Genomic DNA, 26287 nt, shown 5'->3' with positions numbered 1-26287 from the left:
GAATCGCCGTTTCAAGGCCTTGGGGTGAGATTTCTTCAGCCTCCATTTGGGAGAGAAGTTCAGCAACGATGAGGTCTTTGATTTGGGTGATGCGGTCTGTGGTAGACTTCATTTGGGAGTCCTTTGGTGAGAGATAGATGATGCGTTTATCTCTGTTATACCAGAGGACTCCTTTTTTACAACATTTGAGTGCTCCCGTGCGGCTGGCTTTTGCGGCGGTTTTGGGTTACGATAAAGGCATGGCATCCCCCCAGCGGCATTTCTCGGTTTTCGACCCTCGCCTGCAGCGCGAAGTAGAAGTCGAAATTCGCCGCGACCGGCGGCTGAAGCGCAGCGTGCGGTGGCAACAGCACGCCAACGGCCGCATTGTGCTGCGCCTTCCTTTTTACTTGCCCTGGCGAGAAGTCCCTCGCCTTCTCGAACAGTTGGAAGCCGACCTGGCACAACTGGCGGAAAAAGCCGCCCGCCGCACCGACGAGGCGCTGGCCCGACGGGCACAAACGGTCAACCGCAAATACTTCGGCGGCAAAGTGCCGTGGGTTGCCATCCGCTGGGTGGGGAACATGCGCCAGCGGCTGGGCAGCGTGACCCTGGGCGGCAACACCCACGGGCACATCCGCATTTCTGACCGCATCCAGAACTGGCCCCCCTGGGTGGTAGACTATATCATCGCGCACGAATTCGTCCATCTGCTGCTGCCGGAAGAGGGCCACAGCGCCAAATTCTGGGAAACCCTCCAGCAGGCCTACCCCCTCACCGAGCGGGCCCGCGGCTTCATCCGCGGCTATTACTTCGCCCAAGGGGAAGCCGACGGACAAACCACAGAGGAGACCGCACTATGAACATCCCCACCATTCGCGCCATCATTCTGGATTTCGGTGGTGTGCTCTTACACCCCGGCGACCCCGCGGTGCACGAGCAACTGGCGCAGGAACTCGGCATTTCGGTAGACACCCTGCAACGGGAAATCTTCGTTGGCCCGCTGAGCCTGGCCGCCCAGCGGGGAGAAATTTCGCCCCAGGAACTCTGGGCAACCTTGGCCCAGCAGTGGGGGCTGCCCCCCGAAAAAGGTGAATGGCTGGCCCAACGCTTTTGGGAAGGCATCCGCATCGACACCGACCTGGCCGACTGGCTGCGGCAACGCAAACGCCGCTATCGCACCGGGTTGCTTTCCAACGCCTGGAGCGACCTGCGCGACCTGCTGCACCGCGTGGGCATCGCCGACGCTTTCGACGCCATGGTGATTTCCGCCGAAGAGCACCTGATGAAGCCCGACCCGGCCATCTACCGCTTGATTCTGGAACGCCTGGACGTCGAGCCCGCCGAAGCCGTGTTCGTCGACGACCGGCTGGAAAACGTCCACGCCGCCCATGCCCTGGGCATGCGCACGGTGCAATTCCGCCATCGTGACCAGGTGATGGCCGAACTGCGCAACCTGGGCGTTGGCTAACAGCCAGCGGCTTGTGCTTTCCGGGGCAAGCCCCTTCGCGTTCACCACGACTTCTCTGTAAGGAGCGGAACCATGACCCATGCCGACGAGGAGAAAATCGGCTATGTCGTAGGCGGCAGCCTGCAAGAAGGGCTGGTGGTGCGGCTGACGGTGCCCCCCCAGCAACTGCAAGAAGGCGCTTTCGTCGTGATGGAAAGCGGCAACTACTTTTTCTACGGCCTGGTGACCGACCTCCGCCTGGCAGCGACCAACGAGCGCTTTGCCGACGAGCAATTGCAAGAGCGCTTCACCCCCGCTCTGGCCAACATGCTGCAAGAACAGGCACTTTACACCAACCTCGCCGTGCACCCCGTGCTCATGCTGGAAGCGGGGCCGCCGCCTGAATCTACCGAGTATGAACGCTTTTGGCAAGAAGTCGAAGCCGGGCTACGGGAACGCCCCACCCCCAAGCCGATCAAAACCGTGCCTTCCCACCTCGCCCCCACCCGCCTCGCCACCGAGGGCGATATTGACGAGATCTTCCGCGGCAACTTCACCATCGGCTATACCCGCGAGCAGGGGCACCCGGTGCGCATCAACCTCGACAAATTCGTGCAGCGCTCGGCGGGGGTGTTTGGTGCAACGGGCACCGGCAAATCGTTCCTCACCCGCATTCTGCTTGCCGGGCTGATTCACCACAACGCCGCCGCCACGCTGATTTTCGACATGCACAACGAATACGCCTACGACGACGTCGCCTCCGACACCAACAAGCGCATCGTCGGTTTGCAAACCAGGTTCGGCAGCCGCGTGTTCGTCGTCGGCCTGGGGAAAAACGCCCTCATCCGGGAGCACCGCCCCGACCTGGACTTGCTGATTTCCGAGCGCGACATCCTGCCCGAAGACATTTTGCTGCTCGCCCGCTCCCTCAACCTGCGAGAAACCACCGCCACCACCCTCGATGCCCTTTACGGCTCTTTTGGCGACAAGTGGCTGACGGCTTTCCGCAAGATGAAAGTGGGGGCCAAAGAAACGTATGAGGACGAAAACGGCAAAATCAAGCAACGCCCTGCCCCAGACAGCGTTGAGGCATGGGCTAACGAGGTGGGCGTCAACGAGATGGCCGCCAAAGCCCTGCACGACAAACTGCGGCGCATTTTCGGGCGCGACTATCTGGTCGAAGAAGCCGCCACCGAAGGGCTGCGCCAAATCATCGACGCGCTGGAAGCCGGGCGGCATGTCATCCTTTCCTTCGGCGACTACGACAACGAACTCGACTACCTGCTGGTCACCAACCTGCTGACCCGCAAAATTCGCGAGCATTGGGTCAAACGCACCGACGCTTACCGCACCGGCAAGGAAAAAACGCCCCCGCGCCCGCTGGTGGTGGTGGTCGAAGAAGCCCACAAACTGCTCAACCGCGAAATGGCAGCCCAAACCACCTTCAGCACCATCGCGCGCGAAATGCGCAAATACTTCGTCACCCTGCTCATCATCGACCAGCGCCCGTCGCAAATCTACGACGAGGTGATGTCGCAACTGGGCACCCGCATTTCGGGGTGGCTGGGCGACGAAGACGACATCCGCGCCGTGCTTTCCGGCCTGGCCGGCCGCGACCAGTTGCGCGGCATGCTTTCCCGCCTGCAACCCAAAGAAGAAGTACTGCTGCTGGGGTGGAGCGTGCCCATTCCCCTGCCGGTGCGCTCACGACGCTACGACGACAAATTCTGGAAAGACCTGCTGGGCGACGCCCACGCCGCCATGCCGGAAGACCCCTTCAAAGCCCTCGGGTTTTAGGGGCGCGCCTGCTGGAACGCACCGTGCAGGGTGTCCAGGCAGCCAGAGCCACAATTGTGTGTCGCGCTGGCCCCTCCTCTTGCAAAGACCCCGCGACGGTGCGAAACCTCGCACCGAACCGGCCAGCACCCTTCTGGGTTATAATGAATCACCTTACGGGCCGACGCGCTGGCCCCATGCTCCGTCCTGCCGCCTTTCCCTGCGAGGGCGGCAGCGCCCTAAACCGCCAAACCTTTCACTTGAGGAAAACCATGAACGAAAAGATTGACCGCATCAGCAGCCGTGCTTACCAGTACGTCTGCGAAGTGTTGGCCTCCGAGTTTCGCGGCTCGAAAAGCGGCGGCATGATGAAACGCCTGGAACGCGCTTTCGCCGAGCGCTTTGGCGTGGGCTACGCCATCTCTTTCATCAACGGCACCGCCACCCTGCACGCCGCGCTGGCCGCGGCAGGCGTTGGCCCGGGCGATGAAGTTATCGTCCCGCCGCTCACCATGGCGAGCACTTCCTTCGCCGTGCTGCACGCCGGGGCGGTGCCCGTTTTCGCCGACATCGACCCCGATACGTGGACGCTTTCCCCGGCTTCCGTCGCCGAGCGCATCACCGAACGCACCAAGGCCATCATGCCGGTCGCCATCTACGGCCTTTCACCCGACATGGACCCCATCATGGCGCTGGCCGAAGCGCACGGCCTCTTCGTGCTGGAAGACGACGCCGAGTGCTTCCTGGGCACTTACAAAGGGCGTCTGGTGGGTACCTTAGGGCACGCAGCAAGTTTCAGTTTCCAGAGTTCCAAACACGCCACCAGCGGCGAAGGCGGCATGGTCATCACCAACGACCCCGACCTCGCCAACCGCGTGCGGCGCTTCGGCAGCCTGGGCTATGCCGCCGTGGGCGCGGGCGAGGGCAAGATTTCCAAGGAAGACATCCAGGATCCCGGCTATGCCCGCCATGTGGAAATCGGCTGGAACTACCGCATGCCCGAACTGTGCGCCGCGGTAGCGTTAGAGCAGGTGGAGCGTCTGGACGAACTGGTCGCCTGGCGGCAGGAATCTGCCCGCCTCTATGCCGAAGCCCTGGAAGGCTGCGACTGGCTGACGCCCCAGGCCGTGCCCGAGGGCTACGGCCATGCTTACTGGACTTTCGTCGCCCGCCTCAACCGCGACGATATCACCTGGCACGACTTCCGGCGCAAATTCCTGGAATTCGGCGGCGAGCCGTTCTACGGCGCCTGGCGGCTGACCCACCTGGAGCCTGCCTTCCGCAACCGCCGCTTTGCCGACTACCAGTGGCAGGAATTCGCCCCCGGCCTCTGCCCGGTGGCCGAGGCCACCCAGCCCCGCCTGATGCAGTTCACCACCAACGCCTACGACCGCGCCGAGATGGAGCGCCAGGCCGAGGCGCTGGCGAAAACCATAGCCTATTTCTCATAAGCCCACCTGCGCTTACGCATCCCGCATTTTCATCGAGGTACTTATGCCTTCTCAACAAACCGTTGACCTGTTACTCACCAACGCCATCGTGCTGACGATGGATGCCGACTTCCACATTTACGAACCCGGCGCGGTGGCCGTGCGCGGCAACACCATTGTGGCCGTCGGTCCGGAAGCCGAAATCACCGCTGCTTACACCGCGACCGAAACCCACAACTGCGGTGGCAAGGTGCTTTCCCCCGGCCTGATCAACGCCCACACCCACGTGCCCATGACACTGCTGCGCGGCCTCGCCGACGACCTGCGGCTGGATGTCTGGCTGCTGGGCTACATCATGCCGGTGGAACGCGAATTCGTCTCGCCGGAATTCGTCTATCTCGGCACCAAAATTGCCACCGCGGAACTCATCCGCTCGGGCGTCACGGCCTTTGCCGACATGTACTACTTCGAAGAGGAAGTCGCCAAAGCCACCGCCGAGGCCGGGCTGCGCGCCCTGGCCGGGGAAACCATCCTCAAATTCCCCTCGCCCGATGCCCGCTCTTACGAAGAAGGGCTGGAATATGCCCGGGACTTCATCGCCCGCTGGAAAGACCACCCCCTCGTCATTCCGGCAATCGCCCCCCACGCGCCTTACACCGTCACCGACGAAATGTGGCACGCTGCGACCCGCCTGGCGCTGGAATACGACGTGCCCATCCACACCCACCTGGCCGAAACGGCCCAGGAAGTGGAAACCATGCGCGCCGAAGCCGATATGCCGGTGATTCCTTATGTGAAAAAGCAGGGGGTGTTTGAAGCCAAAGTGCTGGCTGCCCATTGCGTGCACATTGACACTGGCGAAATGCACACCCTGGAACACTGGGGGGTGGGCGTGGCGCACAACCCCTCTTCCAACCTCAAACTGGCCGACGGCATTGCACCCGTAGCCAAGATGCTGGAACTCGGCCTGAATGTGGGCATCGGCACCGATGGCCCGGCTTCCAACAACGACCTGGATATGTTCGAGGAAGTGCGGCTGGCCGCGCTGCTGGCTAAAGGCGCGACCGGCGACCCCACCGTGCTGCCCGCCAAACAGGCCTGGGCCATGGCCACCCGCCTGGGTGCTCAGGCGCTCCACATGGGCGAGTTCACCGGCTCCCTGGAACCCGGCAAGCGCGCCGATTTCATCCTCATCGACATCTCGCCCGTGCACAACGCTCCCCGCTTCCGCCGCGACCCCGAGGGCATCTACGCCCAACTGGTCTATGCCGCCAAGTCCACTGACGTTACCGATGTGATGGTGGACGGGAAATGGCTGATGCGCAACCGTGAACTGCTCACCGTGGACGAAGCCGAACTGCTGGCCCAGGCCGACGATTACGCCCACAAAGTGGATGCCTTCCTCATTCAGCGCGAGCAGTCGGTGCTTTCCAAACTGGTGGCTATCGAAGAAGCCAGCGAGGCCGAGAGTTTCGAGGTGCAACTCAAGGTCAAAATCGACGACCCCGCGGCGCTGGCCAAAGTGGTGGAAAGCGCCGAAGGGCTGGAAATCCTCTACCGCCGTCACTACCGCGAGTACGATGTGTACTTCGCCTTCGACGATCCGCAGCAGGGCTATCTGCGCTATCGGGAAGACGAATTCGTCGAGCCGGATGGCAGCGTGTCGCGGGTGCGCTACCGCCTGACGCTCATCGGCCCGGCGCACGAAGACGCCTTCCCCGGCGCGGTGGTGCTCAGCCGCAGCCGCTACCTGGCCTCGGCCACCCACAGCCTGCGCTTCTACCGCGAATACTTCCAGCCTGCCGACGAGCGGGTGGTGGAAAAAGACCGCCTGCGCTGGAAGGTGCGCTTCCAGGAGACGGAATTCTTCATCAACATCGACGACGTCCAAAAGCCGCCCTTAGGGGCCTTCCTGGAAATCAAAAGCCGCACCTGGAGCCGCCGCGATGCGGAACGCAAGGCCACCCTGGCCGCCGACCTGCTGCGTGTGCTCGGGCTGGCCGACGCCCAGCCGGTGGAAGACGACTACATCGCCCTGACCGGCGACCAGGCAACCAGGTAACCAGGCAACCAGCCCTCAGACCCTTCCATGTCCCCTCAAAGCAACCCTCGCGACGACTTCCCTTACCTGCCCGTGCTGGCCGTTTCGGCAGGGCATTTCGTCCACGACACCTTTTCGGCCTTTCTTGCACCGCTGCTGCCGTGGCTGATTGACAAGTTTGCGCTCACTTACACTGAAGCCGGGCTGCTGACGGCCTTCCTGCAAGCGCCTTCCATCTTCAACCCCTTCATCGGCTATTTGGGCGACCGGGTTTCGCTGCGCTATTTCGTGGCATTTGCCCCCGCCACCACCGCGACGGGCATGGCGCTGATGGGTGTGATGCCCAACTACTGGGCGCTGGCCGCGCTGCTGCTGATGACCGGCTTCAGCGTGGCCGCCTTCCACGCCCCCGCCCCGGCTTTCATCGCTCACCTGGCCCCCAAACGCACCGGCCGCGGGATGAGTTTCTTCATGGCAGGGGGCGAGATGGGGCGCGTCATCGGCCCGATGCTCGCTGTGTGGGCAGTGGGCCTGTGGGGGCTGGAAGGCATGCCGCGGCTCTTGCTGCTCGGCTGGGCCATGTCGTTCATCCTCTTTCTGGAAGTGCGCCGCATCCACATCAAGGTGGAAAGCAGCCCGCTGAGCGAGTTATGGCCGATTTTGCGGCGGCTGGCGCTGCCCCTGACGGTGCTGGTGCTGGGGCGCAGCATGTTGCTGGGGGCGCTGGGCACGTTTTTGCCCACTTTTCTCAGCGAAACCGGCATGACCAAGACGCAGGGCGGGCTGGCGTTTGCCCTGCTGTATGAACTTTTCGGCGTGGTCGGCGCGCTCATCATCGGGCCGTGGAGTGACCGCGTCGGGCGGGTGCCTGTCATCGTGGGAGCAGTGCTGGCTTCCGGCCTCGCGGCGGCGGGCTTCCTGCTCAGCCACGGCTGGTGGCGGCTGCTCTGGCTGCCCCCGTTGGGCTTTTCGGCGCTTTCCTTCCAGCCCGTGCTGATGGCCCTGGTGCAAGACCACGCCCCCAACCACCGCGCCACCGCCAACGGGGCATATCTGGCGCTGAGTTTCTTGTCGCGGCCGGTGGCGGTGGTCATCGTGGGCGCGCTGGCCGACCTGTGGAGCCTGCACACCGCCTTCGCCATCAGCGCCGCGGCGGCAGTGATGGCGCTCATCGCCCTGCGCGGCCTGCCCGAACCGCAAACCTCGTAGCAAGCAATGGGGAAGGGTAGCAGATGGTACAATGAAGAAAAACGAGGAGCGAACCATGGAGGTAGAGGAGATTGTGCAAAGGCTGAGAGAACTCAAACCTGAGCTGGCCAGGCGATATAAGGTGCGTCGGCTCAGTGTGTTCGGCTCTTGGGCGCGTGGAGAGCAGAAAGAGGACAGTGATATTGATCTGTTGGTTGACTTTGAGGTAGGCGCCGATCTGTTGGATCTGGTTGGATTGAGCCTGTATTTGGAAGAGGTCTTGGGAAAATCAGTGGATGTTGTTCCTCGCGCGGCATTGCGTGAAGAGTTGCGGGAAACCGTGCTTGAGCAGGTGATTAGTGTATGAGGGACTACAGGTTGTATCTCAAGGACATTGTGGCAGCAATGGAAAGCATTGAGCAGTTCACAGCAGGAATGGATTTTGCAAGTTTCCAAGAGGATGACAAAACGGCAAGCGCGGTCATGAGAAAGTTGGAAGTTATCGGTGAAGCCACAAAGCAAGTACCCGACGAAGTGCGCCAACGATACCCCAATGTGCCGTGGCGCGAGATGGCAGGAATGAGGGATAGGCTAATCCACTTTTATTTTGGGGTGGACTATTCTTTAGTATGGTGGACAATTACAAAGCGGGTTCCAGAAGTCAAAAGGGAAATCCTCAAAATTCTTCAAAGCGAGGGCTAATTTAATCCTGGTCGTAGCGGAGGCCGTAGCATAAAGGAGACGTTGATCATTTTAGGGCAAAGAAATGCCCCCAACAATGGATTGCTCAGAGATTTCGCAGAACAACCCGGCGTTATCTGCGCGATCTGCGGTTTCCGGAGCACCTAAGCGGAGCAGCATCACGATGACATCTCCTTCCCTCCCCCTTTTTGCCCAGGGGCTGGCCTTACAGGTGGGGCGGGCGTTAGCGCGGCGCTTCGAAGCCGCACGCAACCACCCCCGCCGCAAGGCCGACCACACGCTGGTCACCGACGCCGACCTGGAAGCCGACGAGCGCCTGACCCGCGCCCTGGAAGCCGCCTTCCCCGGCGTGCCGGTGCTGAGCGAGGAGCGCGCCACGGTGCTCCCCGACACCCCGGAAGCCTGGGTGATCGACCCGCTGGACGGCACCACCAACTTCGCCCTCGGCCTGCCGATGTGGGGCGTGCTGCTGGCCTTCCTGGAAGGTGGGCAGCCCACCGTGGCGGTGGCGTATTTCCCTGTGATGGACGAAGTGTACCTCGCGGTGCGAGGGCAAGGCGCCACCCGCAATGGGGAAACCATCCACACCCGCGGCGTCGACACAGCCCACGAAACGGCTTTTGCCCTGGTTTGCTCGCGCAGCCTGCAACGCTACCGGCTGGACTGGCCGTGGAAACTGCGCATTTTGGGCTCGGCAGGCTATGAGATGGCGCTGGTGGCGCGCGGTGTTGCCATTGCTGCCCTGGAAAGCACCCCCAAAGTGTGGGATCTGGCTGCGCCTACCCTCCTCGTGACCGAGGCAGGGGGACATTGGGGCGTCCTTGAAGGCGCATCCCCGTTCCCCTTGCGGCCGGGCGTGGATTACCGGAAAGCCGACTTCCCCATGCTGGCGGCGGCTTCTCTGCCGCTGTGGGAAGCCCTGCGAGCAGGCGTGCATGCCCGCAATGCTTCAGAACGCCAAAAGCACAGCCCGTAAAGGCTGTGCTTTTTGAATGCGTCGCTGGGTGTCTTAGCCCACCGCGATGATTTTGACCTTGAACGCGCCGTCGGGGGCTTCCACGGTCACTTCATCGCCTGCTTTGTGCCCCAACAGCGCCTGCCCCAAGGGGGATTCGTTGGAAATCAGCCCTTCACGCGGCGAGGCTTCCGCCGCGCCCACCACGGTGTAGGTTTCTTCGCTGCCATCGTCATAGCGCACCCGCACCTTACTGCCAATGCCTACCTCGTCAGTGGAGGCGTCGGCCACCACGCGGGCGTTGGCAAGCAGATATTCCAGTTCCTGGATGCGGCCTTCCACGAAGGCCTGTTCGTTTTTAGCGGCTTCGTATTCGGCGTTTTCGATGAGTTCTCCCCCTTCGGCCAGGGCTTCGTGCAGCCGCTGGGCCACTTCCTTGCGCCGTACCGTGCGCAGGTACTCCAGTTCCTCTTCCAGTTTCTTGTAGCCTTCGGGTGTGAGGTAAGTTGTGCTCATAGCCCCTTCCTGTGGCTGTGAACAGCCGGAATAGATAACGAAAAGCGGTGATGAGGCTGTTGCCTTTCACACCGCGGGCGTGCATTATAGTCAAAAATCAGATGCTCAACAAGGTTTTTCTGGAAATTAATCCAACATCGCCAGCCAGGCGGCCAGGTCAGGCGCTGGGGAAGGCCCTACCATAGCAAGGAACGCCTGCTCTTGCGAAAACAACGAAGCGGCCAGGCGCTGTAGATCTTCGGCCGTGACACGCGCGGCCTCTTCTTCCAGGGCTTGCCATCCCCTGAACGGCCTGCCCCACTGCCCCCACGCCCGCCGAAAGCGGATGGCCTGCATGGGCATGGCGGCGCGATGCAAGAGGTTGATACGGAACACCCTCTTGGCCCAGGCCAGCGTTTCTTCTGACACTGGCCGACGTTTCATCGTTTGCAACACGCTGACCACACGTTCCCAGGTGGGCGTTTCTTTGCCTGTCTGCGCCATCCCGACGTAGAGGCCAAACCGCCCTTCGGTGGAAAGCACCCGCAGGCCGCTGGCGTGCATGTAGGCCACGGGCGCATCGCGTCGCAGGGAGCGAAAGGCTGGTGACGCGGCGTAATTGCCCAGCAAAATGCTCAACAGGTGATAGGGCACCAGGTCCTCTTGCGCCGGAAAGCGGAAGCCCACAAAGAGTTCGGGGTTCCCCACATTGGGGCGTTGTTCGTAATACCACCGTTGCTGGTGCGCGCGCCGGACCACTCGCGGGCGTTCTCCCTGGCTGGGGCCTGCAGCGGCCAGGATGGCATCCTGCAGGGCAGCAGCATCGACTTCACCTGCCACGACCAGGTGGCTGTTTCCCCAGTGGTAGTAGCGCCGTTGCCAGGTTTTCAGGTCATCGAGGGTGATGGCAGCCATAGAGCGCGGTGTGCCCAGGCTTTCCAGCGTTTCGGTGCCGAAAAGCAGGTCGTCGGCTTTGACTTCGACCCATTCCCAGGGGGTGTAATCGCTGGGCGAAACGCCAGCATCGGCGTGTTGCCGCTCTTGGGCCACAGCCTTGGGGTCGAAGCGGGGGTGAAAGACCATATCGAGCAAGACCGGCAGCACAGCAAAGAAGTCTTCCCGCAGGGAAACGAAGCCAAAGGTGGTGGTTTCCGCAAGGGTGGGGCCGCCGATCTCCACGCCGTAGCGCGCCGTGACAGCATCCGGATCGGGGTAGCGGCGTGACCCGAGGTAGTGGACGTGTTCCAGGTAATGGCTGATGCCCGCCAGCGCGGGAGGCTCATGCCGCCAACCCACGTGAACGATAACCGCCGCGGCAACGAAGGGCTGCAGCGGCGGTTTCAGGATGGTCAACGGGAAAGCCGAGCGCTCGCTCATGGCTCAGGCATTACTGCTTTTGGGGCGCGGGGTGGCGTGTTTGGGCACCGGCGGCGGGAAGATGGCCTCGAACTCTTCACGCGACAGGGTTTCCTCTTCCAGCAGCCGCTGGGCCACGGCATCGAGTTTGTCGCGGTACTTTTGCAGCAGGCTCTTGGCCTGCTCATAGGCTTCGTTCACCAGCCGCCGCACTTCAGCATCGATCTGCTCAGCAATCGTCTCCGAATAGTCGCGCTGCTCGGCGATTTCCCGCCCGAGGAACACCAGTTCTTCTTTCTTGCCATAGACCAGCGGCCCCAGGCTATCGCTCATGCCCCAGCGCGTCACCATGGTGCGCGCCAGGCGGGTGACGCGTTCCAGGTCGTTGGATGCGCCGGACGTAATGTCATCGAACACCAGTTCCTCCGCGGCGCGCCCTCCCATCAATCCCACCATATCGGCAAACACCTTGCGGCGGGAAATCAGGGTGCGATCCTCTTCGGGCAGGGTCAGGGTGTAGCCGCCGGCCATGCCACGGGCGATGATGGAAACCTTGTGCACCGGGTCGGCTTCCGGCAGCGCCTGCATCACCACCGCGTGCCCGGCCTCGTGGTAGGCCACGATGCGCTTTTCGTCTTCGTTGATGACGCGGCTCTTGCGCTGCGGTCCGGCAATGACCCGCTCGATGGCTTCTTCGAAATCTTGCTGTTCGACCACGTGGCTGCCCCGGCGGGCGGCCAAAATAGCCGCCTCGTTGACCAGATTTTCCAGGTCGGCACCCACGAAGCCCGGCGTGGAGCGCGCCAGCACTTTCAAATCCACTTCGGGGGAAATCGGTTTGCCGCGGACGTGCACTTTGAGGATGGCTTCCCGGCCGCGCATGTCGGGGCGGTCGAGCACCACCCGGCGGTCGAAGCGGCCCGGGCGCAGCAGCGCCGGGTCGAGGATGTCGGGGCGGTTGGTGGCGGCCATCACGATGATGTTAGTGTCGCTGTCGAAGCCGTCCATTTCCACGAGCAGCTGGTTGAGGGTTTGCTCACGCTCATCGTGGCTTCCGCCCAGCCCTGCGCCGCGCTGGCGACCGACGGCGTCGATTTCGTCTACGAACACAATGCAGGGGGAATGCCGCTTGGCCTGGTCGAACAGGTCACGCACGCGGCTCGCGCCCACACCAACGAACATTTCCACGAATTCCGAACCGGAGATGGAGAAGAAGGGCACGCCCGCTTCCCCGGCCACGGCCTTCGCCAGCAGGGTTTTGCCCGTCCCCGGCGGCCCGACCAGCAACACCCCTTTAGGGATGCGCGCGCCGAGGGCGAGGAATTTCTCGGGTTCCTTCAGAAACTCCACGACTTCCTGCAGTTCTTCTTTGGCTTCGTCCACACCGGCGACGTCGTCGAAAGTCACCATGGGGCGGTCGCCGGTGAACATGCGCGCCCGCGACTTCCCAAAGGCCAGTGCGCCGCCGCCCCCGCCCTGGCTCTGCCGCATCAGGTACCAGAACATGGCAACCACCAGGATGATGGGCAAAACGTACATCAGGCCGGTGAAAATGTCGGGCCAGATGCTGGGCGGCTGGAAATCCAGTTTGACGCGGTCGGGGGCGAGATCGGTGGGTGAAACGCCAAGGTCGCGCAACTGCCGCAGGAAACCCTCGCCGGGTTCGAGGTTGGCGCTGCGTTTGGTGCCGTCTTTGTAAATCACCTCAACCGTGGTGCTCTTGACCACCATGCGGGTGATTTTGCCCGCGTGCAGGTCGGCAGCCACCTGGTTGAGGTAAAGGGGTGTTTGCTGTTCACCTTTGCCCGCATAACTGTACCAGAGCACGGCCACCACGGCGAGGATGATGAAAAGGTAAAGGGTAGAAGCCCGACTCCGAGGGGGTGTATTCACAGAAACCTCCGTTCACTTAAGTAGCAACAACGCTCACCCGCCAAAGCGGTGCGAGACTGTTGAAGGATGTCCATCATTACCTGCAAATTATACCAGCCGTCTTCCCCCGGTCGGAGGTTTTAACAAAATGCTCACAGAAGGGGGAAACCTCATCACGTGCCTCAGACCGTTTGACGTTGGGCGGCTTGCTCGGCTTCCCGGTTCTTGAGCAGCAGGGAAAGCAAGAAGAGCACCACGGCAATGCCGCCCAGCACCCGGAACGAAGCGGCGTAACCTCGCACGCCGCCGCCCATGCTGGCTGCCACAGCGCCGACCACCGCGCCGGTCATCATCTGCCCCACTTTGGTCATCACCGAAATCAGTGCCTGGGCCGAGGCGCGCTCTTCGGCCGGGGCTTCCGCCAGCATGATGTAGCGCAACGGTGCCCCCAACAGCGCCGAAAGCCCAAAGCCGATTAAACCCGCCGCCACGTAGAACACTGCCGTGCTCAGATGCACGAAGCCTAACATGGCTGTGCCCACCGCCGCCAGTGCCGTGCCCAACATGATGACCCAGCGGGAGCCGACCTTGTCCAGGCCGTGCCCAAAAAGCGGCGCGCCGATGGAAAGTGTGGCCACCACCGGCAGCAGCATGAAACTGGCCTTCGATTCAGTAACCCCAAAGGCCGCCACCAGCAGCGCGGGGATGAACACCATACTTCCCTCGATCACGCCCGCTCCAAAAGCCAGGGTATTGGCCAGCACCAGTTGACGGCCGCCGAACAACCGCGGGTGGATGATGGGGTCAGAAGCACGGCGTTCCACCCACGCCAGCACCGGCAACAGCACCACCCCCAACAGCAAAAAGCCCATCACGCGGGGCGAGCGCAGGCTGGCGGCCAGGTCGGCAGCGTCGAGTTGGTTGAGCGCATAAGCCAGGCTGCTGAGCAAGGCCGCCAGCAGCAACATGCCCTGCCAGTCGGCTTTCCCGTTGCCCGCTTTGCCCGTGGCAGGCAGCCAACGCCATGCGGCGGGTATCAGCAACAGTGCGAACGGCACGGGCCCCCAGAAGAGCATGTGCCACGAGAAGAACTTGAGCACCACCCCCGCCAGCACCGGCCCAATCAAGAAGGCCACCCCAAACACCGAGCCGATGATGCCTAACGCGCGGCCGCGGCGTTCCGGCGGGAAGGTGTCGCCAATCACTGCCGAGGCCACCGGGAAGATGCCCCCCGCCCCAAAGCCCTGGATGCCACGCCCCACTACCACCCACGTCAGCGAAGGAGCCAGCGCCACCACCACGGAACCGAACACGAACAACAAGACATCGGCAATATACACATCGCGCCGCCCCAGCCGGTCGGAAAGTTTCGCCATCAGGGGCGTTCCGATGAGGTTGAAAAGCAGGTAAGTAGTAAAAACCCACACTACCGCGCGGTCGGTCGTGTGGAAGCCGTCGCGAATCGCAGGTAATGCCGGGCCAATGATGGCGATATCCAGCGCCGCCATCAACACCCCAAGAAAAAGCACCCACAATACCGGATTGCGTTGTTTCATTGACCCGCTCCTGTTTACCATCTGGTAAGTTGGGATAGGGGATTTTACCACAGCACCCCCTCCCTCTTTTGGGCTATAATGGAAGCACCTTGCTTTCGGAGCAGTCTATGGAGAATGTTTTCCCTTCCCGGCATCCTTTGGTCGCGCACAAACTCACCTTGCTGCGCGACAAACGCACCGACCCCCAAACCTTCCGGGCGCTGGTGCGCGAAATCGCCACCCTGCTGACCTACGAAGCCACCGCCGACCTGCCCACCCATCCCAAACCGGTGGAAACGCCCCTTGCTTCCATGACCGGCACAGCCGTGAGCGACACCATTGGCCTGGTGCCGATTTTGCGCGCCGGGCTGGGGATGGTAGAAGGTGTGTGGAACCTGCTCCCCGGCGCACAGGTGTGGCACATTGGGCTCTATCGCGATGAGCGCACCTTGCGGCCTGTGGAATACTACAACAAATTGCCCGTTGCCCCTACCGTGACCCTCTGCCTGGTGCTCGACCCCATGCTGGCGACCGGCGGCTCGGCAGTGGCGACAGTGGACATCCTCAAGCGCTGGGGCGTCAAGCGCATCAAGTTCATGGGTATCATCGGTGCGCCGGAAGGCATCGCCCACATGCAGGAACGCCACCCCGACGTGCCTATTCACCTGGCGGCCATCGACGAGCGGCTGAACGAAAACGGCTACATCCTGCCCGGCCTCGGCGACGCCGGCGACCGGCAATTCGGCACCGGCTGAGACGGTCATGGCTTTCCTCTTAGCATCGCTGCCCATTCTGGTCATCCTGGGGTTGATGATCGGCAAGCGGTGGGGAGCATCCCGCGCGGGAGGCGCTGGCTACCTCACTGCTTTGGCCGTGGCGGTGGGCTACTTTGGCGCCGGGCCGCGCCTGCTGGCCTACGCCCACGCCAAAGCCCTCTTTCTGACGCTGGATGTGCTGCTCATCGTGTGGGCGGCCTTCCTGCTCTACCGTGTGGCCGACGAGGCAGGCGCGATCGAAACCATTGGGCGCGCGCTGCCCGGCCTGACCGCCGATCGCGGGATGCAGGCGCTGCTGCTGGCATGGGCCTTTGCCTCGTTCTTGCAAGGCGTGGGCGGGTTCGGCGTGCCGGTGGCCGTGACCGCACCGCTGCTGGTGGGGCTGGGGTTCTCGCCCCTCACGGCGGTGGTCGCGCCCTCGGTGGGGCACGCGTGGGCTGTCAGTTTCGGCTCGCTGGCCACCTCGTTCCAGGCGCTCATGGCCGCCACCGGCCTTCCGGGCACGCTGCTGGCACCACCCACGGCCACCTTTTTGGGGCTTTCCGGCCTGCTGGTGGGGCTGATGGTGGCCCATACAGCCGGAGGGTGGGAAGCCGTCAAACGGCTGTGGCCGACCGTGCTGGTGATGGGCGCGGTGATGGGCGGCACGCAATACCTGCTGGCAACGCACCACCTCTGGAACATCGGCGCGTTGGGGGGCGGACTGGCGGGGTTGCTGGTGGGCGTGTTGCTCGCCATGCGGCAGCCCGCGGCTGCGCCTTCCCCCGCTTCTCCTGCAGCGGAAAGCGCCCCCCGCCCCGACAACCGCACGCTCTTCATCGCGCTCTCCGGCTACCTCGCGCTGGTGGTCATCACCCTCACCGTCCAACTGGTGCACCCTGTGCGGGCTTTCCTGGAAAGCCTGCTGGTGATTCAAGTGCCCTTCCCTGCTGTGAAGACCGCCCGTGGCTTCGTGACCCCGGCTGGCCTGGGCCGGAAAATCCCGCTTTTTCGGCACGCAGGGGCGGTGCTGTTTTATTCGGCGGTGGTGGCTTACCTGTTCTACCGCCGGGCGGGCTGGTACCGGCCCGGTGCGCTGAAGCGCATCGCCGGCGGCACGGTGCGCCGGGTCATGGGTTCCAGCGTGGGCATTGCCTCGATGGTCGCGATGGCGATGGTGATGCAGCACGCCGGCATGACCGAGACCCTGGCCCGCGGCCTGGCCGACGCGGTCGGGCGCGCCTACCCGCTGGTCGCGCCCTGGGTGGGGGCGCTGGGTGCCTTTATGACCGGCAGCAACACCAATTCCAACGTCGTCTTTGCCGCGTTGCAACAGCGCACCGCCGACCTGCTGGGGTATAGTGTCGCGGTCATTCTGGCCGCCCAGAGCAGCGGCGGCGCGCTGGCGTCGGTGTTCGCCCCCACCAAAGTCGTGGTCGGCGCCAGCACCACCGGCATGGCCGGGCGGGAAGGCGACGTCATGGCCGCGTTGGGCAAATACATCCTGCTGCTGGTGGCCCTGGTCAGCGTTCTCACAGTCGCGGCGCTGGCCGTGGGCCTGTGGTAGCCCCACGCCCCCGCCGGAGGACCGTGCCATGTCTCAACCTTCCCGAAAAGCCAATCGCAAGTTTGCCGTTCACACCCTCGCCCTGGTGCTGATGCTGGGCAGCGCCGCAGCGCTTTACCCTGCCGCGCAAGCCCATGCCCGCACCGCCGAAACCGGCTTGCTCTTCTTGTTCGCGCTCGCCAACGCCCTCATCCTGACGGTATGATCATGGGAAACCCCGTCATTTTGATCACCCTGCCCATCGATGAAACGCATTTGCAGCCGCTCAAGGCCGCCGCGCCGGAAGCCGAAATCATCGTCCACCCGGCGCGCGACGCCCAGGAAGTGCCCCCCGCGCTCTGGGAGCGGGTGGAAATCCTCTACACCTGGAGCGCCCTGCCAGACCCCGAAGCCGCGCCCAACCTGAAGTGGGTGCAATTTCACCTCGCGGGCATTGACCACGTCGCCGACCATCCGCTCATCCGCAGCGGCAAGGTCATTGCCACCACGATGAGCGGCGCGGCTGTGCCGCAAATGGGCGAATATGTGCTGATGATGCTGCTGGCCTTGGGCCACCGCCTGCCAGCGTTGATGGAAGCCCAGCGGCGCAAGGTGTGGCCCCAAGACCGCTGGCAGCGCTTCATGCCGGTGGAACTGAACACCAGCACGGTAGGCATCGTGGGCTACGGCAGCCTGGGGCGGGAAGTCGCCCGCCTGGTGCGCGCTTTTGGCGCGACCGTGCTGGCAACCAAGCGCGACGTCAGGCACCCCAAAGACCGCGGCTACATTCCCACCGGCCACGGCGACCCGCAGGGGGCTTTCGTCCGCCGCCTTTACCCACCCCAGGCCCTGCGCAGCATGGCGCGGGAGTGCGATTTCCTGGTGGTCACCGTGCCGCTCACGCCCGAAACGCGCGGCATGGTGAACGCCGAGGTGTTCGACGCCCTCAAGCCGGGCGCTTTCCTGGTCGATGTTTCTCGCGGCGGCGTGGTGGACCACGAAGCCTTGATTGCTGCGTTGGAAAGCGGGCGACTCGCCGGGGCGGCGTTAGACGTCTTCCCCCACGAACCGCTGCCCCCCGAAAGCCCTCTTTGGGAGATGCCCAACGTCATCCTTTCCCCCCACATTGCCGGCAACACCCCCCATTACCATGCCCGCGCCATGAAGTTGTTTGCTGCCAACCTGACCCGCTACCTCAAAGGGCAGCCGCTTTTCAACCGCTACCATCCCGAGCGAGGCTACTGATGCGCATTCTCCATTTTGCCGATGCCCACATCGACATGCTCAACCGGGGCAAGCACGACCCCGAAACCGGCCTGCCCGTGCGGGTGATGGATTTCCTGCGCTCGCTGGATGTCATTGTCGAGACAGCCATCGAAGAAAAGGTGGATCTGGTGCTCTTCGCGGGCGACGCGTTCAAAGACCGCTCGCCCGCCCCAACGTTCATTCGTGAGTGGGGCAAGCGCATCATGCGGCTGTCGCGGGCTGGCATTCCCACCGTGCTGCTGGTGGGCAACCATGACCTTTCGCCCGCCCTGGGCCGCGCCCATGCCCTCGACCCTTTCAATACCTTCGAAGTGCCCCATGTGCACGTCGTCGACCGGCCCACGTTGCTCACCCCCAACGACCTGGACGGCCTGCCGCTGCAAATCGTGGCCCTGCCGTGGGTTTCCCGCAGCGGCATGTTGGCCTTTTTGGGCGACCAGGCCGAAGGGCTGTCGCTGGAAGAGGTCTATAGCCGGATGGCCGACCTGATCACCAGCGGCGTGGAAAACCTCATTGAGCAGGCCACTCCCGAACTGCCCCTGGTGCTCACCGCTCATGCTTCGGTGCAGGGGGCTAAATATGGCGCAGAGCGGCTGGTTATGCTGGGCAACGACCTGGTGCTGCCCGCTTCCCTCGTCAAAAACCCCCGCTGGGCTTACGTGGCCCTCGGCCACATCCACAAGGCACAGGACCTGAACGAAGGCCATCAACCCCCTGTGATTTACCCTGGTTCCATTGAGCGGGTGGATTTTGGCGAAGCGCACGAAGACAAGTTTTTCGTGATTGCCACCATCGAGCCGGGAAAACCCACTCAGGTCTCATGGCGCAAACTACCCACTCGCCCGGTCATCGACCACCGTGTAACCCTCACCAACGAAGTCAGCCCCACGCAGCGGCTGATTGAGGCGCTCGGCCCACAAGAGGCCCTGGAGGGCGCGGTGGTGCGTCTGGTTGTGACCTACCCCCAAGAACTGGAAGCCCACATCGACGACGCTGCGCTTTATGCCCATACCAAACACGCGTTGGAATTCCACCTCATCAAGCGTCCTCAGGTGGAAGCCCGCGCCCGCCTCGGCAATGAACCCCTGGAACGCCTGACGCCTCTGGAACTGGTAGACAAATACTTGCTTGCCAGGGGGGTCGAGGGTGAAGAACGCAAGGCCTTGCTGGACCTGGCGCGGGAAATTCTGGACCGCCCCAGCGAAACCGCGGGGTAACGGTTGGGGAGTGTTTTCCATGTGGCACTTTCTGCGACGGTTGTTCCTTTGGTCTCTTGGGCTGGGTGTGCTGGCAGCCATTGCCCTTGTGACGCTGGCCTGGCATGTGGCACCGGGGAAAGTTCTCGGTGTGGGATGGGTGTGGTTGGCCGGCGCGTTTATCCTGGGCGCGGCGGTCATGGTTCTCAACGCCGCACTGGATCTCCGCCAGCACCCCGCGCCGCCCGACGTGCCCGCATCGGCCGAAGTACGCCGCTGGATTTTCCACCTCATCCTCATTTTCCTCGTCGCGAGCGTTTTCGCCGTGGTCGTCGGCATCCCTATCGTGCTCACCCGCGCCCTGACCATATGGTCGGAAGCCCTGCTGGGGCGCTGGCCTGAGGTCGCCTACACCGTCGGCTTCCTGGCTGTCTTCGCCATGTGGATGGGCTGGTTCATGGGCGTTCTCATGGGCAGCGCGTGGCTCGGCGAGCGCAATTTCACCCAATGGTTCCGCCGCCACTTTGACCGCCTGATAGCGCCTTCACCGAAAGACGTCATTGCCTTGCTCCAAAACGCGCCCCTGCCGGAAAGAGTCAAAGCCGACCTCACCAGTAAGGTACAATTGCGCGGTCTGACGCGGGAAATGGTGCAGGAAATCCAGGACGCCATTGCCCCCTACATCGAGGCTGCCGACGACGGGGCGGTGCTTTCCCGCTTCGCTGCGCTTTCCCAAAGCCTGGCCGTGTGGCAGGAAACGCACCCGGACGATGAAGATCTTTCCACTTCGGCCTTTTCGTAACGCAAAGCCGCAAAAAAGCCGCCAAAGGCGCCAAGAGGTTGACGCCGAGGCGCGAAGAAAGCAAAGGACGCCGAGAAAACGCTCTGTGTTTTCTGCAGTTCTTCCTCAACCCCAGAAGGTACTTTGAATGTGGCGTTTCTTGCGCTGGCTTTATTTCGCTGCCCTGTGGCTGGGCGCAGCCGTAAGCACCGCGCTGGTGGTGGCGTTGTGGCGGCTTTACCCCTTCGCTATCCTGGGCGTGGGCTGGGCCTGGTACGCCGGGGCGGCTGTGGTCGCGTTGGCGCTGGTCGCGCTGGATGCCACGGTGGAGATCAGCGCCACCCCTTTGCCGCCCGAGGTGCCGCCCGCCCACGAGGTCAGCCAATGGCTGCTTTTTCTGATGGCCGGGGCGGCTACGGCTTTCGTCTTTACCGCCGATACCGGCGTGCTGTTTGTGATGACGCACGCCATCTTCCGGTGGCTGCTTCCCCACCTGCCGTTTTGGCTCGGCAAGCCGCTCCTTGCAGCCACTTGGCTCGGCTGGTTCGTGGGCACCATTTACGCCCTGCGCTTCCTTGCCAACGCCTCCCTCGGCTTCCGCTTCCGTACCTTCCTGCGCTACCGCCTGCTGAACATGCACACCTCGCCTGCCGAAGTGCGCCGCCTGCTGGAACGCAGTGACCTGCCGCCCGACGCTAAGCAACGCTTTCTCGCCCGCCTGGGCCGCGAAGGGCTGACCGATGCCCTCGCCGATGACCTGCTGGAAGCCGCGGGCCAAGACCCGTGGGAAGCCGCTGAAGCGCACCGCAGCACCGCTACGGCCTTGCTCGTGCAAGCCCTCAACAACTGGAAAGAAGAACAAGCGGCAAAAGCGTAACGCCAAGCGTCAAGATGCCGCCAAAGCCGCAAAGAGGTTAACGCAAAGCGCGCCAGGAAGGCAAAGCGCGCAAATACGACACCAAGCAGCCAATCCCCTAATCCCGAGGTTTCCCCATGCCCATTCACTTTGGCACCGACGGCTGGCGCGCCGTCATCTCCGACACTTTCACCTTCCACAACCTGCGCCTGGTGGCTCAAGCCATCGCCGACGCCATGCAGGCCGACGCCAACGGCAACGAAGGCGACCTGACCGCGGTCGTTGGCTTCGACACCCGCTTTCTTTCCGACCGTTACGCCCGCGAAGTGGCGCGTGTGCTGGCGGCCAACGGCATCAAGGTCTGGCTGGCGCACGCCGACGCCCCCACGCCGGCCATTTCCTACGCGGTGAAGCACAAAGGAGCGGCCGCGGGGGTGATGATCACGGCTTCCCACAACGCGCCGCGCTACAACGGCGTGAAACTCAAAGCCGCCTATGGTGGCTCGGCGCCGCCCGAACAGGCGCGCCGCGTGGAGGTTTACCTCAACGACAACGAAGAACGCGGCCGCGGCCCCAATCTGATGGATTACGAAAAAGCCCGCAAACTCGGCCTGCTGGAACGTTTCAACCCCCTGCCCGACTATTTTGCTCACCTGCACACCCTCATCGATGCCGGTCGCATTGCCGAAGGCAAGCTGCGCGCCGTGGTGGATTCCATGTACGGCTCCGGGCGGGGCGTGATGCGCGCCTTCCTGCAGGGCACGGGTGTGGAAGTGCACGAAATCCGCGCCGAGATGAACCCCGGCTTCGGCGGCGTGCATCCGGAACCCATTGCCCGTTACCTCGGCGCGCTGGCCACGGCCATTGCCAGCGGCCGCGGCGACGTGGGCCTTGCCACCGACGGCGACGCCGACCGCATTGGCGCGATGGACGAGCGCGGCAACTTCGTGGACCCGCACAAAATCATGGCCCTCAGCCTGCGCTACCTGGCCGAGGAGCGCGGTCTGCGCGGCTCGGTGGTACGCACCGTGTCCACCACCCGGATGATCGATCGCCTGGCGGCAAAATATAGCTTCACGGTGCACGAAACCCCGGTCGGCTTCAACCACATTGCCGACTACATGCTCAGCGAAAACGTCCTCATCGGCGGCGAAGAATCCGGCGGCATTGCCTTCCAGGGACACATTCCCGAAGGCGACGGCGTGCTGATGGGGCTGCTGATGCTGGAAATGCTGGCCTACTATCGCGAGCCGCTCTCCGCGCTGGTGGAAGACTTGCTGGCGGAAGTTGGCCCGGCGCACTACGCCCGCACCGATCTACGCCTGCGGCATCCGGTTTCCAAAAGCCGCATGACGCAGCGCCTGGCCGAAAACGCCCCCCAGGCCATCGGCGGGGAAGCCGTAACGGAAGTCAGCACGCTGGACGGCTGCAAATACATCCTGGCCGACGATTCCTGGCTGCTGATTCGCCCCTCGGGCACCGAGCCAGTGCTGCGGGTGTATGCCGAAGGGCGCTCGCCCGAGATGGTAAAAGCCCTACTGGCCTTCGGCGAGCATATAGCGCAAGAGGTCGCGTAGGGCCTCTATGCCCCGGCGTTTCCGCCCTTCCCTCGCCCCCCACCGCTGGAAGCCGGTGCGGGGGCGTTTTTCCCGGCGAGCGTAAGTTATACTTACCTGAGTTTCGGATCAGCGCGTTGAGCGGAGAATGCGGAGCCATCGCGGTCGAAGGCCGCTCCGCGCAGCACGAAACACCGCCAGAGAGATTATCCGCCACTGAGGTTATACTTCAGAAAGGCCTTGTTCCGGCCTGTGCACAAAAAACAACAGCCTTATTTCTGTGCTTCCTATCAAGCGAGTTTTCCATGACCACTTTTGTTGCCCTCGACCTGGAAACCACCGGCCTCGACCCGCGTGCGGACGAAATCATCGACATCGGTGCGGTGCGCTTCACCGCGCGGCGCATTGAAGACGAATTCGCCACCCTCGTCCGCCCAACCGGCCACATTTCCGGTTTCATCACCCGCCTGACCGGCATTAGCGACGCGATGGTCGCCCGCGCCCCGCGGCTGGACGACGTGCTCGACGACCTGGCCGACTTCCTCGGCGATGCCATCATCATCGGCCATAACATCCGCTTCGACCTGGGCTTCCTGGAAGCCGCGGGCATGGTCTTCACCAACGAAGTGGTCGACACTTACGAACTGGCCTCGGTGCTCATGCCCTCGGCCAGCCGTTACGGCCTGGGCGCGCTGGGGCACGCGCTGGGCATTCCCTTTCAAGCCACCCATCGAGCCTTAGACGACGCCCGTGTCAACGCGCACCTTTACCTGCGCCTGGCCGAAATGATCGACGACCTGCCGCTGCCGCTGCTCGCCAACATCGTCGAAATGGGGGTGGATGCCGCCTGGCTGGGTACATGGCCGTTCCAGCAAGTGCTGATGCGCCGCACCCGCGCGGGGGAACGCCCGCCCAAAAGCGCTCCTTCCCTGTGGCAACCCGAACCGCTCCAGGTCGCCCCCGGCGCTCGCGAAGCCACCACCGAGGGGGGGCTGGATGCCAGCGCGGTGACGGCGTTGTTGGAACCGGGCGGCGCGCTGGAGCAACGCTTCCCCCAGTTTGAGCACCGGCAGCACCAGGTGCAGATGGCTCAAGCCGTCAGCGAAGCCTTCGACCGCCGACGCCACCTGATTGTGGAAGCCGGCACCGGCACCGGCAAGTCGCTGGCCTACCTGCTGCCTGCGGCGGCCTTCGCGTGGCAACACAACACCCGCGTGGTCATCTCTACCAACACCAAAAACCTGCAAGACCAACTCATTCAAAAAGACATTCCGCTGGTGCAAGAAGTGCTGGGCAAGCCCTTGCAGGCCGCCGTGCTGAAAGGGCGCGCCAACTACCTTTGCCCCCACCGTCTGCACGCGTTGCTCAACAAGCGTCAGAAAACGCCCGAAGAGGCACGGGTGCTCGCCAAGGTGCTGGTGTGGCTGCACGGAGGCGGCAGCGGCGACCGCGCGGAAATCAACCTGCGCGGCGCAGCCGAAAATGCCGTGTGGCAGCGCATTTCCGCCGATGCCCCTGCCTGCACGGCCGACAACTGCATGCGTTACAGCAGCGGCCAGTGTCCTTTCCAGCGGGCGCGCACCGCGGCCGAGCACGCCCACCTGCTGGTGGTCAACCACGCCCTGCTGCTCAGCGATGCCGCCACCGGTAACCGCGTGCTGCCCGAATACAACTACCTCATCGTCGACGAAGCCCACCACCTGGAAAGCGCCCTCACACACGCCCTGGGCTTCGAAATCACGCGCGAAGACCTGCGCCGTATGCTCTCAGAACTGGGTGGCCCGCGGGCCGGTCTGCTGGGGGCGCTCGCCGCGCAGGCTCGCGGCTGGCCGCTCGCAGTGCGCGAAGAAATCATGGCCAGCATCGACGACATCACCAGCCGCGCCTTCGTACTTCAGGAAGCCCTCAACGACACCTTCCGCGCCCTCGCCGACTTTATGGAAGAAGCCCGCGAAGGCCGCCCCTTGGGGCAATATGCCCAGCAAGTGCGCCTCACCCCCGCCATGCGCAGCCAACCCCAGTGGGAAGCCGTGGAAATCGCCTGGGACGACGCGTCTCGCGCTCTCGCCAACCTCAACCGCGCTCTGCACAACCTGCGCGAGGCTCTGGCTTCCGGCCGGGTGCCTTCCGATGAAAAGACCCTCGACTTAGCCAACGAACTCGCCAACATCCGCCAGCGGCTGGAAGAAAGCGGGCAAATGTTGCACACCCTGATTGCCGCGCCGGAAGACAACATGGTCTATTGGGCGGAACTGCGCCCGCGGGGGCGGTGGCTGGCCCTGCACGGCGCGCCGTTGGAAGTGGGCGAGGGCATCCGCAAGCACATCTGGGAGAAGAAGGAAACCGTGGTGCTCACCTCGGCCACACTGACCACCGGCGGCGAAATGGATTACCTGCGCCAGCGGCTTGCTGCCGAAGATGCCGACGAACTCATCCTCGGTTCGCCTTTCGACTACGAACACGCCGCCCTGTTGTACGTCGTCAACGACATCCCCGAGCCGAACCGTCCTGGCTACCAGCAGGCCGTAGAACGCACCCTGACCCACCTCGCCAAAGCCACGCGCGGGCGCATGATGGCGCTTTTCACCTCCTACGCCCAGTTGCAACGCACCGCTCGCGCCATTCGCCCTGCGCTGGAAGAAGCCGGGCTGGCCGTGTACGAACAAGGCGGCGGCGCCTCTCCCCAGGCGCTGCTCGAAGATTTTCGCACCAGCGACGGCGCCGTGCTGCTGGGCACCCGCTCGTTTTGGGAAGGCGTGGACATTCCCGGCGAGGCGCTTTCGGTGCTCGTCATTGTCAAACTTCCCTTTGCCGTGCCCAGCGACCCGCTGGTGGCCGCCCGCGCCGAAACGTTCGAAGACCCTTTCAACGAATACCAGCTCCCGGAAGCCATTCTGGCCTTTCGACAAGGGTTTGGGCGGCTCATCCGCACCAAAACCGACCGCGGGGTGGTGGTGGTGTTAGACAAACGCTTGCTTAGCCGTCGCTATGGCCAGGTTTTCTTGGATTCCTTGCCGCCGTGCACCCGGCATCAGGGCCCCATGCACCGGCTGCCGGCCGTGGCTTCCCGCTGGCTGGCGCGAGGCATCCCCGAAACCAAGGGGGGCGGGGAATGACGAAACCGCCCCCCACCGCAGCCGCACTTTTGCAAGCGGCAGGCTTTGGCTGGCCCGCCGATGCCCGCCTGGTGGTTGGCACGCCCCGCGCGCGGCTGGTGGGCTTCCTGGTGCGCCTGTGGGATGCACCGCCGGCCGCGGTGACCCTGGGGCGCACGGTGTTCGTGCCCGATGCGGCCTATTTTGCCAGCCTCAACCCCGCCAAACAAGCCGCTTTGCTGGCGCACGAAGCCGTGCACATTCGGCAATGGCAGCAATTAGGGGCGTGGCGCTTCCTGCGGCGCTACCTGCGGGAATACTTCCGCACCCGGCGGGAGGGCATTCCTACCCACCATCCGCAGCACGGCATTGACCTGGAACGCGAAGCCATTGCCATCGAAAACCGCGTGCGCATGGCTTTGAAGAACAACAATTCGGGGGAAATTCTGGTATAATT

General features: G+C 63.4%; 22 protein-coding genes. 18 read left to right on the top strand and 4 right to left on the bottom strand.

The window, feature by feature from the left end:
- The first annotated feature begins 137 nt into the window (after positions 1-137).
- The 9 genes from ENJ54_08865 to ENJ54_08825 all read left to right on the top strand — a co-directional run bounded on the left by ENJ54_08865 (position 138) and on the right by ENJ54_08825 (position 9542).
- On the top strand, positions 138-842 hold the full coding sequence (locus ENJ54_08865) for a M48 family peptidase (protein ID HFC09941.1): 705 nt from the start codon (positions 138-140) through the stop codon (positions 840-842).
- On the top strand, positions 839-1450 hold the full coding sequence (locus ENJ54_08860) for an HAD family phosphatase (protein HFC09940.1): 612 nt from the start codon (positions 839-841) through the stop codon (positions 1448-1450). Before ENJ54_08865 ends, ENJ54_08860 begins: the two co-directional genes overlap by 4 nt.
- Before the next feature lie 72 nt (positions 1451-1522).
- Positions 1523-3226: a DUF87 domain-containing protein gene (locus ENJ54_08855; GenBank protein ID HFC09939.1), complete on the top strand. Its 1704-nt coding sequence runs from the start codon at positions 1523-1525 to the stop codon at positions 3224-3226.
- 143 nt (positions 3227-3369) lie between these two features.
- Positions 3370-4656: a DegT/DnrJ/EryC1/StrS family aminotransferase gene (locus tag ENJ54_08850; protein HFC09938.1), complete on the top strand. Its 1287-nt coding sequence runs from the start codon at positions 3370-3372 to the stop codon at positions 4654-4656.
- A 43-nt stretch (positions 4657-4699) separates the two neighbouring features.
- Complete coding sequence (locus tag ENJ54_08845) at positions 4700-6697, top strand: amidohydrolase (protein ID HFC09937.1); 1998 nt, start codon at positions 4700-4702, stop codon at positions 6695-6697.
- Between the two features lie 27 nt (positions 6698-6724).
- Positions 6725-7885: an MFS transporter gene (locus ENJ54_08840; protein HFC09936.1), complete on the top strand. Its 1161-nt coding sequence runs from the start codon at positions 6725-6727 to the stop codon at positions 7883-7885.
- Positions 7886-7940: 55 nt separating this feature from the next.
- Positions 7941-8231: a nucleotidyltransferase gene (locus ENJ54_08835; protein HFC09935.1), complete on the top strand. Its 291-nt coding sequence runs from the start codon at positions 7941-7943 to the stop codon at positions 8229-8231.
- Positions 8228-8566 (top strand): DUF86 domain-containing protein, encoded by a 339-nt coding sequence (locus ENJ54_08830; GenBank protein HFC09934.1) that lies wholly within the window; start codon positions 8228-8230, stop codon positions 8564-8566. The genes ENJ54_08835 and ENJ54_08830 overlap by 4 nt, the downstream gene beginning before the upstream one ends.
- 64 nt (positions 8567-8630) lie before the next feature.
- Positions 8631-9542 carry an inositol monophosphatase gene (locus ENJ54_08825; GenBank protein HFC09933.1) on the top strand — a complete coding sequence of 304 codons (912 nt, stop codon included), beginning with the start codon at positions 8631-8633 and terminating at the stop codon, positions 9540-9542.
- Positions 9543-9575: 33 nt separating this feature from the next.
- Here the strand turns inward: ENJ54_08825 and greA are convergent, their stop codons facing one another.
- The 4 genes from greA to ENJ54_08805 form a co-directional block, all read right to left on the bottom strand.
- The gene (gene greA / locus ENJ54_08820) at positions 9576-10037 is read right to left on the bottom strand and encodes a transcription elongation factor GreA (protein HFC09932.1); all 462 of its coding nucleotides are present in this window, start codon (positions 10035-10037) and stop codon (positions 9576-9578) included.
- 126 nt (positions 10038-10163) lie between these two features.
- Positions 10164-11393, bottom strand: coding sequence for an insulinase family protein (locus tag ENJ54_08815; GenBank protein ID HFC09931.1), 1230 nt, complete (start codon positions 11391-11393; stop codon positions 10164-10166).
- Positions 11394-11396: 3 nt separating this feature from the next.
- Complete coding sequence (hflB, locus tag ENJ54_08810; protein HFC09930.1) at positions 11397-13103, bottom strand: ATP-dependent zinc metalloprotease FtsH; 1707 nt, start codon at positions 13101-13103, stop codon at positions 11397-11399.
- A gap of 323 nt (positions 13104-13426) precedes the next feature.
- Positions 13427-14821: an MFS transporter gene (locus tag ENJ54_08805; protein ID HFC09929.1), complete on the bottom strand. Its 1395-nt coding sequence runs from the start codon at positions 14819-14821 to the stop codon at positions 13427-13429.
- A gap of 86 nt (positions 14822-14907) precedes the next feature.
- Here ENJ54_08805 and ENJ54_08800 point away from each other — a divergent pair, with 86 nt between their 5' ends.
- From ENJ54_08800 to ENJ54_08760, 9 genes are all read left to right on the top strand, one after another.
- Positions 14908-15534, top strand: a complete 627-nt coding sequence (locus ENJ54_08800) for a uracil phosphoribosyltransferase (GenBank protein ID HFC09928.1) — start codon at positions 14908-14910, stop codon at positions 15532-15534.
- Positions 15535-15541: 7 nt separating this feature from the next.
- Entirely contained in the window at positions 15542-17101 is a 1560-nt protein-coding gene (locus tag ENJ54_08795) for an L-lactate permease (protein ID HFC09927.1), read from the top strand.
- A 201-nt stretch (positions 17102-17302) separates the two neighbouring features.
- Positions 17303-18325, top strand: coding sequence for a D-2-hydroxyacid dehydrogenase (locus ENJ54_08790; GenBank protein ID HFC09926.1), 1023 nt, complete (start codon positions 17303-17305; stop codon positions 18323-18325).
- Positions 18325-19563, top strand: coding sequence for an exonuclease SbcCD subunit D (locus tag ENJ54_08785; protein HFC09925.1), 1239 nt, complete (start codon positions 18325-18327; stop codon positions 19561-19563). Before ENJ54_08790 ends, ENJ54_08785 begins: the two co-directional genes overlap by 1 nt.
- 19 nt (positions 19564-19582) lie before the next feature.
- Entirely contained in the window at positions 19583-20344 is a 762-nt protein-coding gene (locus ENJ54_08780) for a hypothetical protein (protein ID HFC09924.1), read from the top strand.
- Between the two features lie 127 nt (positions 20345-20471).
- Positions 20472-21200: a hypothetical protein gene (locus ENJ54_08775; GenBank protein ID HFC09923.1), complete on the top strand. Its 729-nt coding sequence runs from the start codon at positions 20472-20474 to the stop codon at positions 21198-21200.
- Positions 21201-21316: 116 nt separating this feature from the next.
- The gene (locus ENJ54_08770) at positions 21317-22756 is read left to right on the top strand and encodes a phosphoglucomutase/phosphomannomutase family protein (GenBank protein ID HFC09922.1); all 1440 of its coding nucleotides are present in this window, start codon (positions 21317-21319) and stop codon (positions 22754-22756) included.
- A 284-nt stretch (positions 22757-23040) separates the two neighbouring features.
- Positions 23041-25851 carry a DNA polymerase III subunit epsilon gene (locus ENJ54_08765; protein HFC09921.1) on the top strand — a complete coding sequence of 937 codons (2811 nt, stop codon included), beginning with the start codon at positions 23041-23043 and terminating at the stop codon, positions 25849-25851.
- On the top strand, positions 25848-26285 hold the full coding sequence (locus ENJ54_08760) for a hypothetical protein (GenBank protein HFC09920.1): 438 nt from the start codon (positions 25848-25850) through the stop codon (positions 26283-26285). The genes ENJ54_08765 and ENJ54_08760 overlap by 4 nt, the downstream gene beginning before the upstream one ends.
- Positions 26286-26287: the final 2 nt, after the last annotated feature.

It is taken from the genome of Chloroflexota bacterium, from assembly GCA_011322445.1.
In the GTDB taxonomy this organism is placed as follows: Bacteria; Chloroflexota; Anaerolineae; order Anaerolineales; family DRMV01; genus DRMV01.
This window is presented reverse-complemented; position numbering and strand designations above follow the sequence as displayed.

Excerpts from the sequence above, each read along its gene's own strand:
- ENJ54_08795 (HFC09927.1), top strand. The coding sequence starts at position 15,542 with ATGGCTTTCCTCTTAGCATCGCTGCCCATTCTGGTCATCCTGGGGTTG.
- ENJ54_08765 (HFC09921.1), top strand. The coding sequence starts at position 23,041 with ATGACCACTTTTGTTGCCCTCGACCTGGAAACCACCGGCCTCGACCCG.
- ENJ54_08855 (HFC09939.1), top strand. The coding sequence starts at position 1,523 with ATGACCCATGCCGACGAGGAGAAAATCGGCTATGTCGTAGGCGGCAGC.
- ENJ54_08860 (HFC09940.1), top strand. The coding sequence starts at position 839 with ATGAACATCCCCACCATTCGCGCCATCATTCTGGATTTCGGTGGTGTG.
- ENJ54_08780 (HFC09924.1), top strand. The coding sequence starts at position 19,583 with ATGTGGCACTTTCTGCGACGGTTGTTCCTTTGGTCTCTTGGGCTGGGT.
- ENJ54_08815 (HFC09931.1), bottom strand. The coding sequence starts at position 11,393 with ATGAGCGAGCGCTCGGCTTTCCCGTTGACCATCCTGAAACCGCCGCTG.
- ENJ54_08840 (HFC09936.1), top strand. The coding sequence starts at position 6,725 with ATGTCCCCTCAAAGCAACCCTCGCGACGACTTCCCTTACCTGCCCGTG.
- ENJ54_08835 (HFC09935.1), top strand. The coding sequence starts at position 7,941 with ATGGAGGTAGAGGAGATTGTGCAAAGGCTGAGAGAACTCAAACCTGAG.
- hflB (HFC09930.1), bottom strand. The coding sequence starts at position 13,103 with ATGGTGGTCAAGAGCACCACGGTTGAGGTGATTTACAAAGACGGCACC.
- ENJ54_08770 (HFC09922.1), top strand. The coding sequence starts at position 21,317 with ATGCCCATTCACTTTGGCACCGACGGCTGGCGCGCCGTCATCTCCGAC.
- ENJ54_08760 (HFC09920.1), top strand. The coding sequence starts at position 25,848 with ATGACGAAACCGCCCCCCACCGCAGCCGCACTTTTGCAAGCGGCAGGC.
- ENJ54_08785 (HFC09925.1), top strand. The coding sequence starts at position 18,325 with ATGCGCATTCTCCATTTTGCCGATGCCCACATCGACATGCTCAACCGG.
- ENJ54_08865 (HFC09941.1), top strand. The coding sequence starts at position 138 with ATGATGCGTTTATCTCTGTTATACCAGAGGACTCCTTTTTTACAACAT.
- ENJ54_08800 (HFC09928.1), top strand. The coding sequence starts at position 14,908 with ATGGAGAATGTTTTCCCTTCCCGGCATCCTTTGGTCGCGCACAAACTC.
- ENJ54_08850 (HFC09938.1), top strand. The coding sequence starts at position 3,370 with ATGAATCACCTTACGGGCCGACGCGCTGGCCCCATGCTCCGTCCTGCC.
- greA (HFC09932.1), bottom strand. The coding sequence starts at position 10,037 with ATGAGCACAACTTACCTCACACCCGAAGGCTACAAGAAACTGGAAGAG.
- ENJ54_08805 (HFC09929.1), bottom strand. The coding sequence starts at position 14,821 with ATGGTAAACAGGAGCGGGTCAATGAAACAACGCAATCCGGTATTGTGG.
- ENJ54_08830 (HFC09934.1), top strand. The coding sequence starts at position 8,228 with ATGAGGGACTACAGGTTGTATCTCAAGGACATTGTGGCAGCAATGGAA.
- ENJ54_08825 (HFC09933.1), top strand. The coding sequence starts at position 8,631 with ATGCCCCCAACAATGGATTGCTCAGAGATTTCGCAGAACAACCCGGCG.
- ENJ54_08790 (HFC09926.1), top strand. The coding sequence starts at position 17,303 with ATGATCATGGGAAACCCCGTCATTTTGATCACCCTGCCCATCGATGAA.
- ENJ54_08775 (HFC09923.1), top strand. The coding sequence starts at position 20,472 with ATGTGGCGTTTCTTGCGCTGGCTTTATTTCGCTGCCCTGTGGCTGGGC.
- ENJ54_08845 (HFC09937.1), top strand. The coding sequence starts at position 4,700 with ATGCCTTCTCAACAAACCGTTGACCTGTTACTCACCAACGCCATCGTG.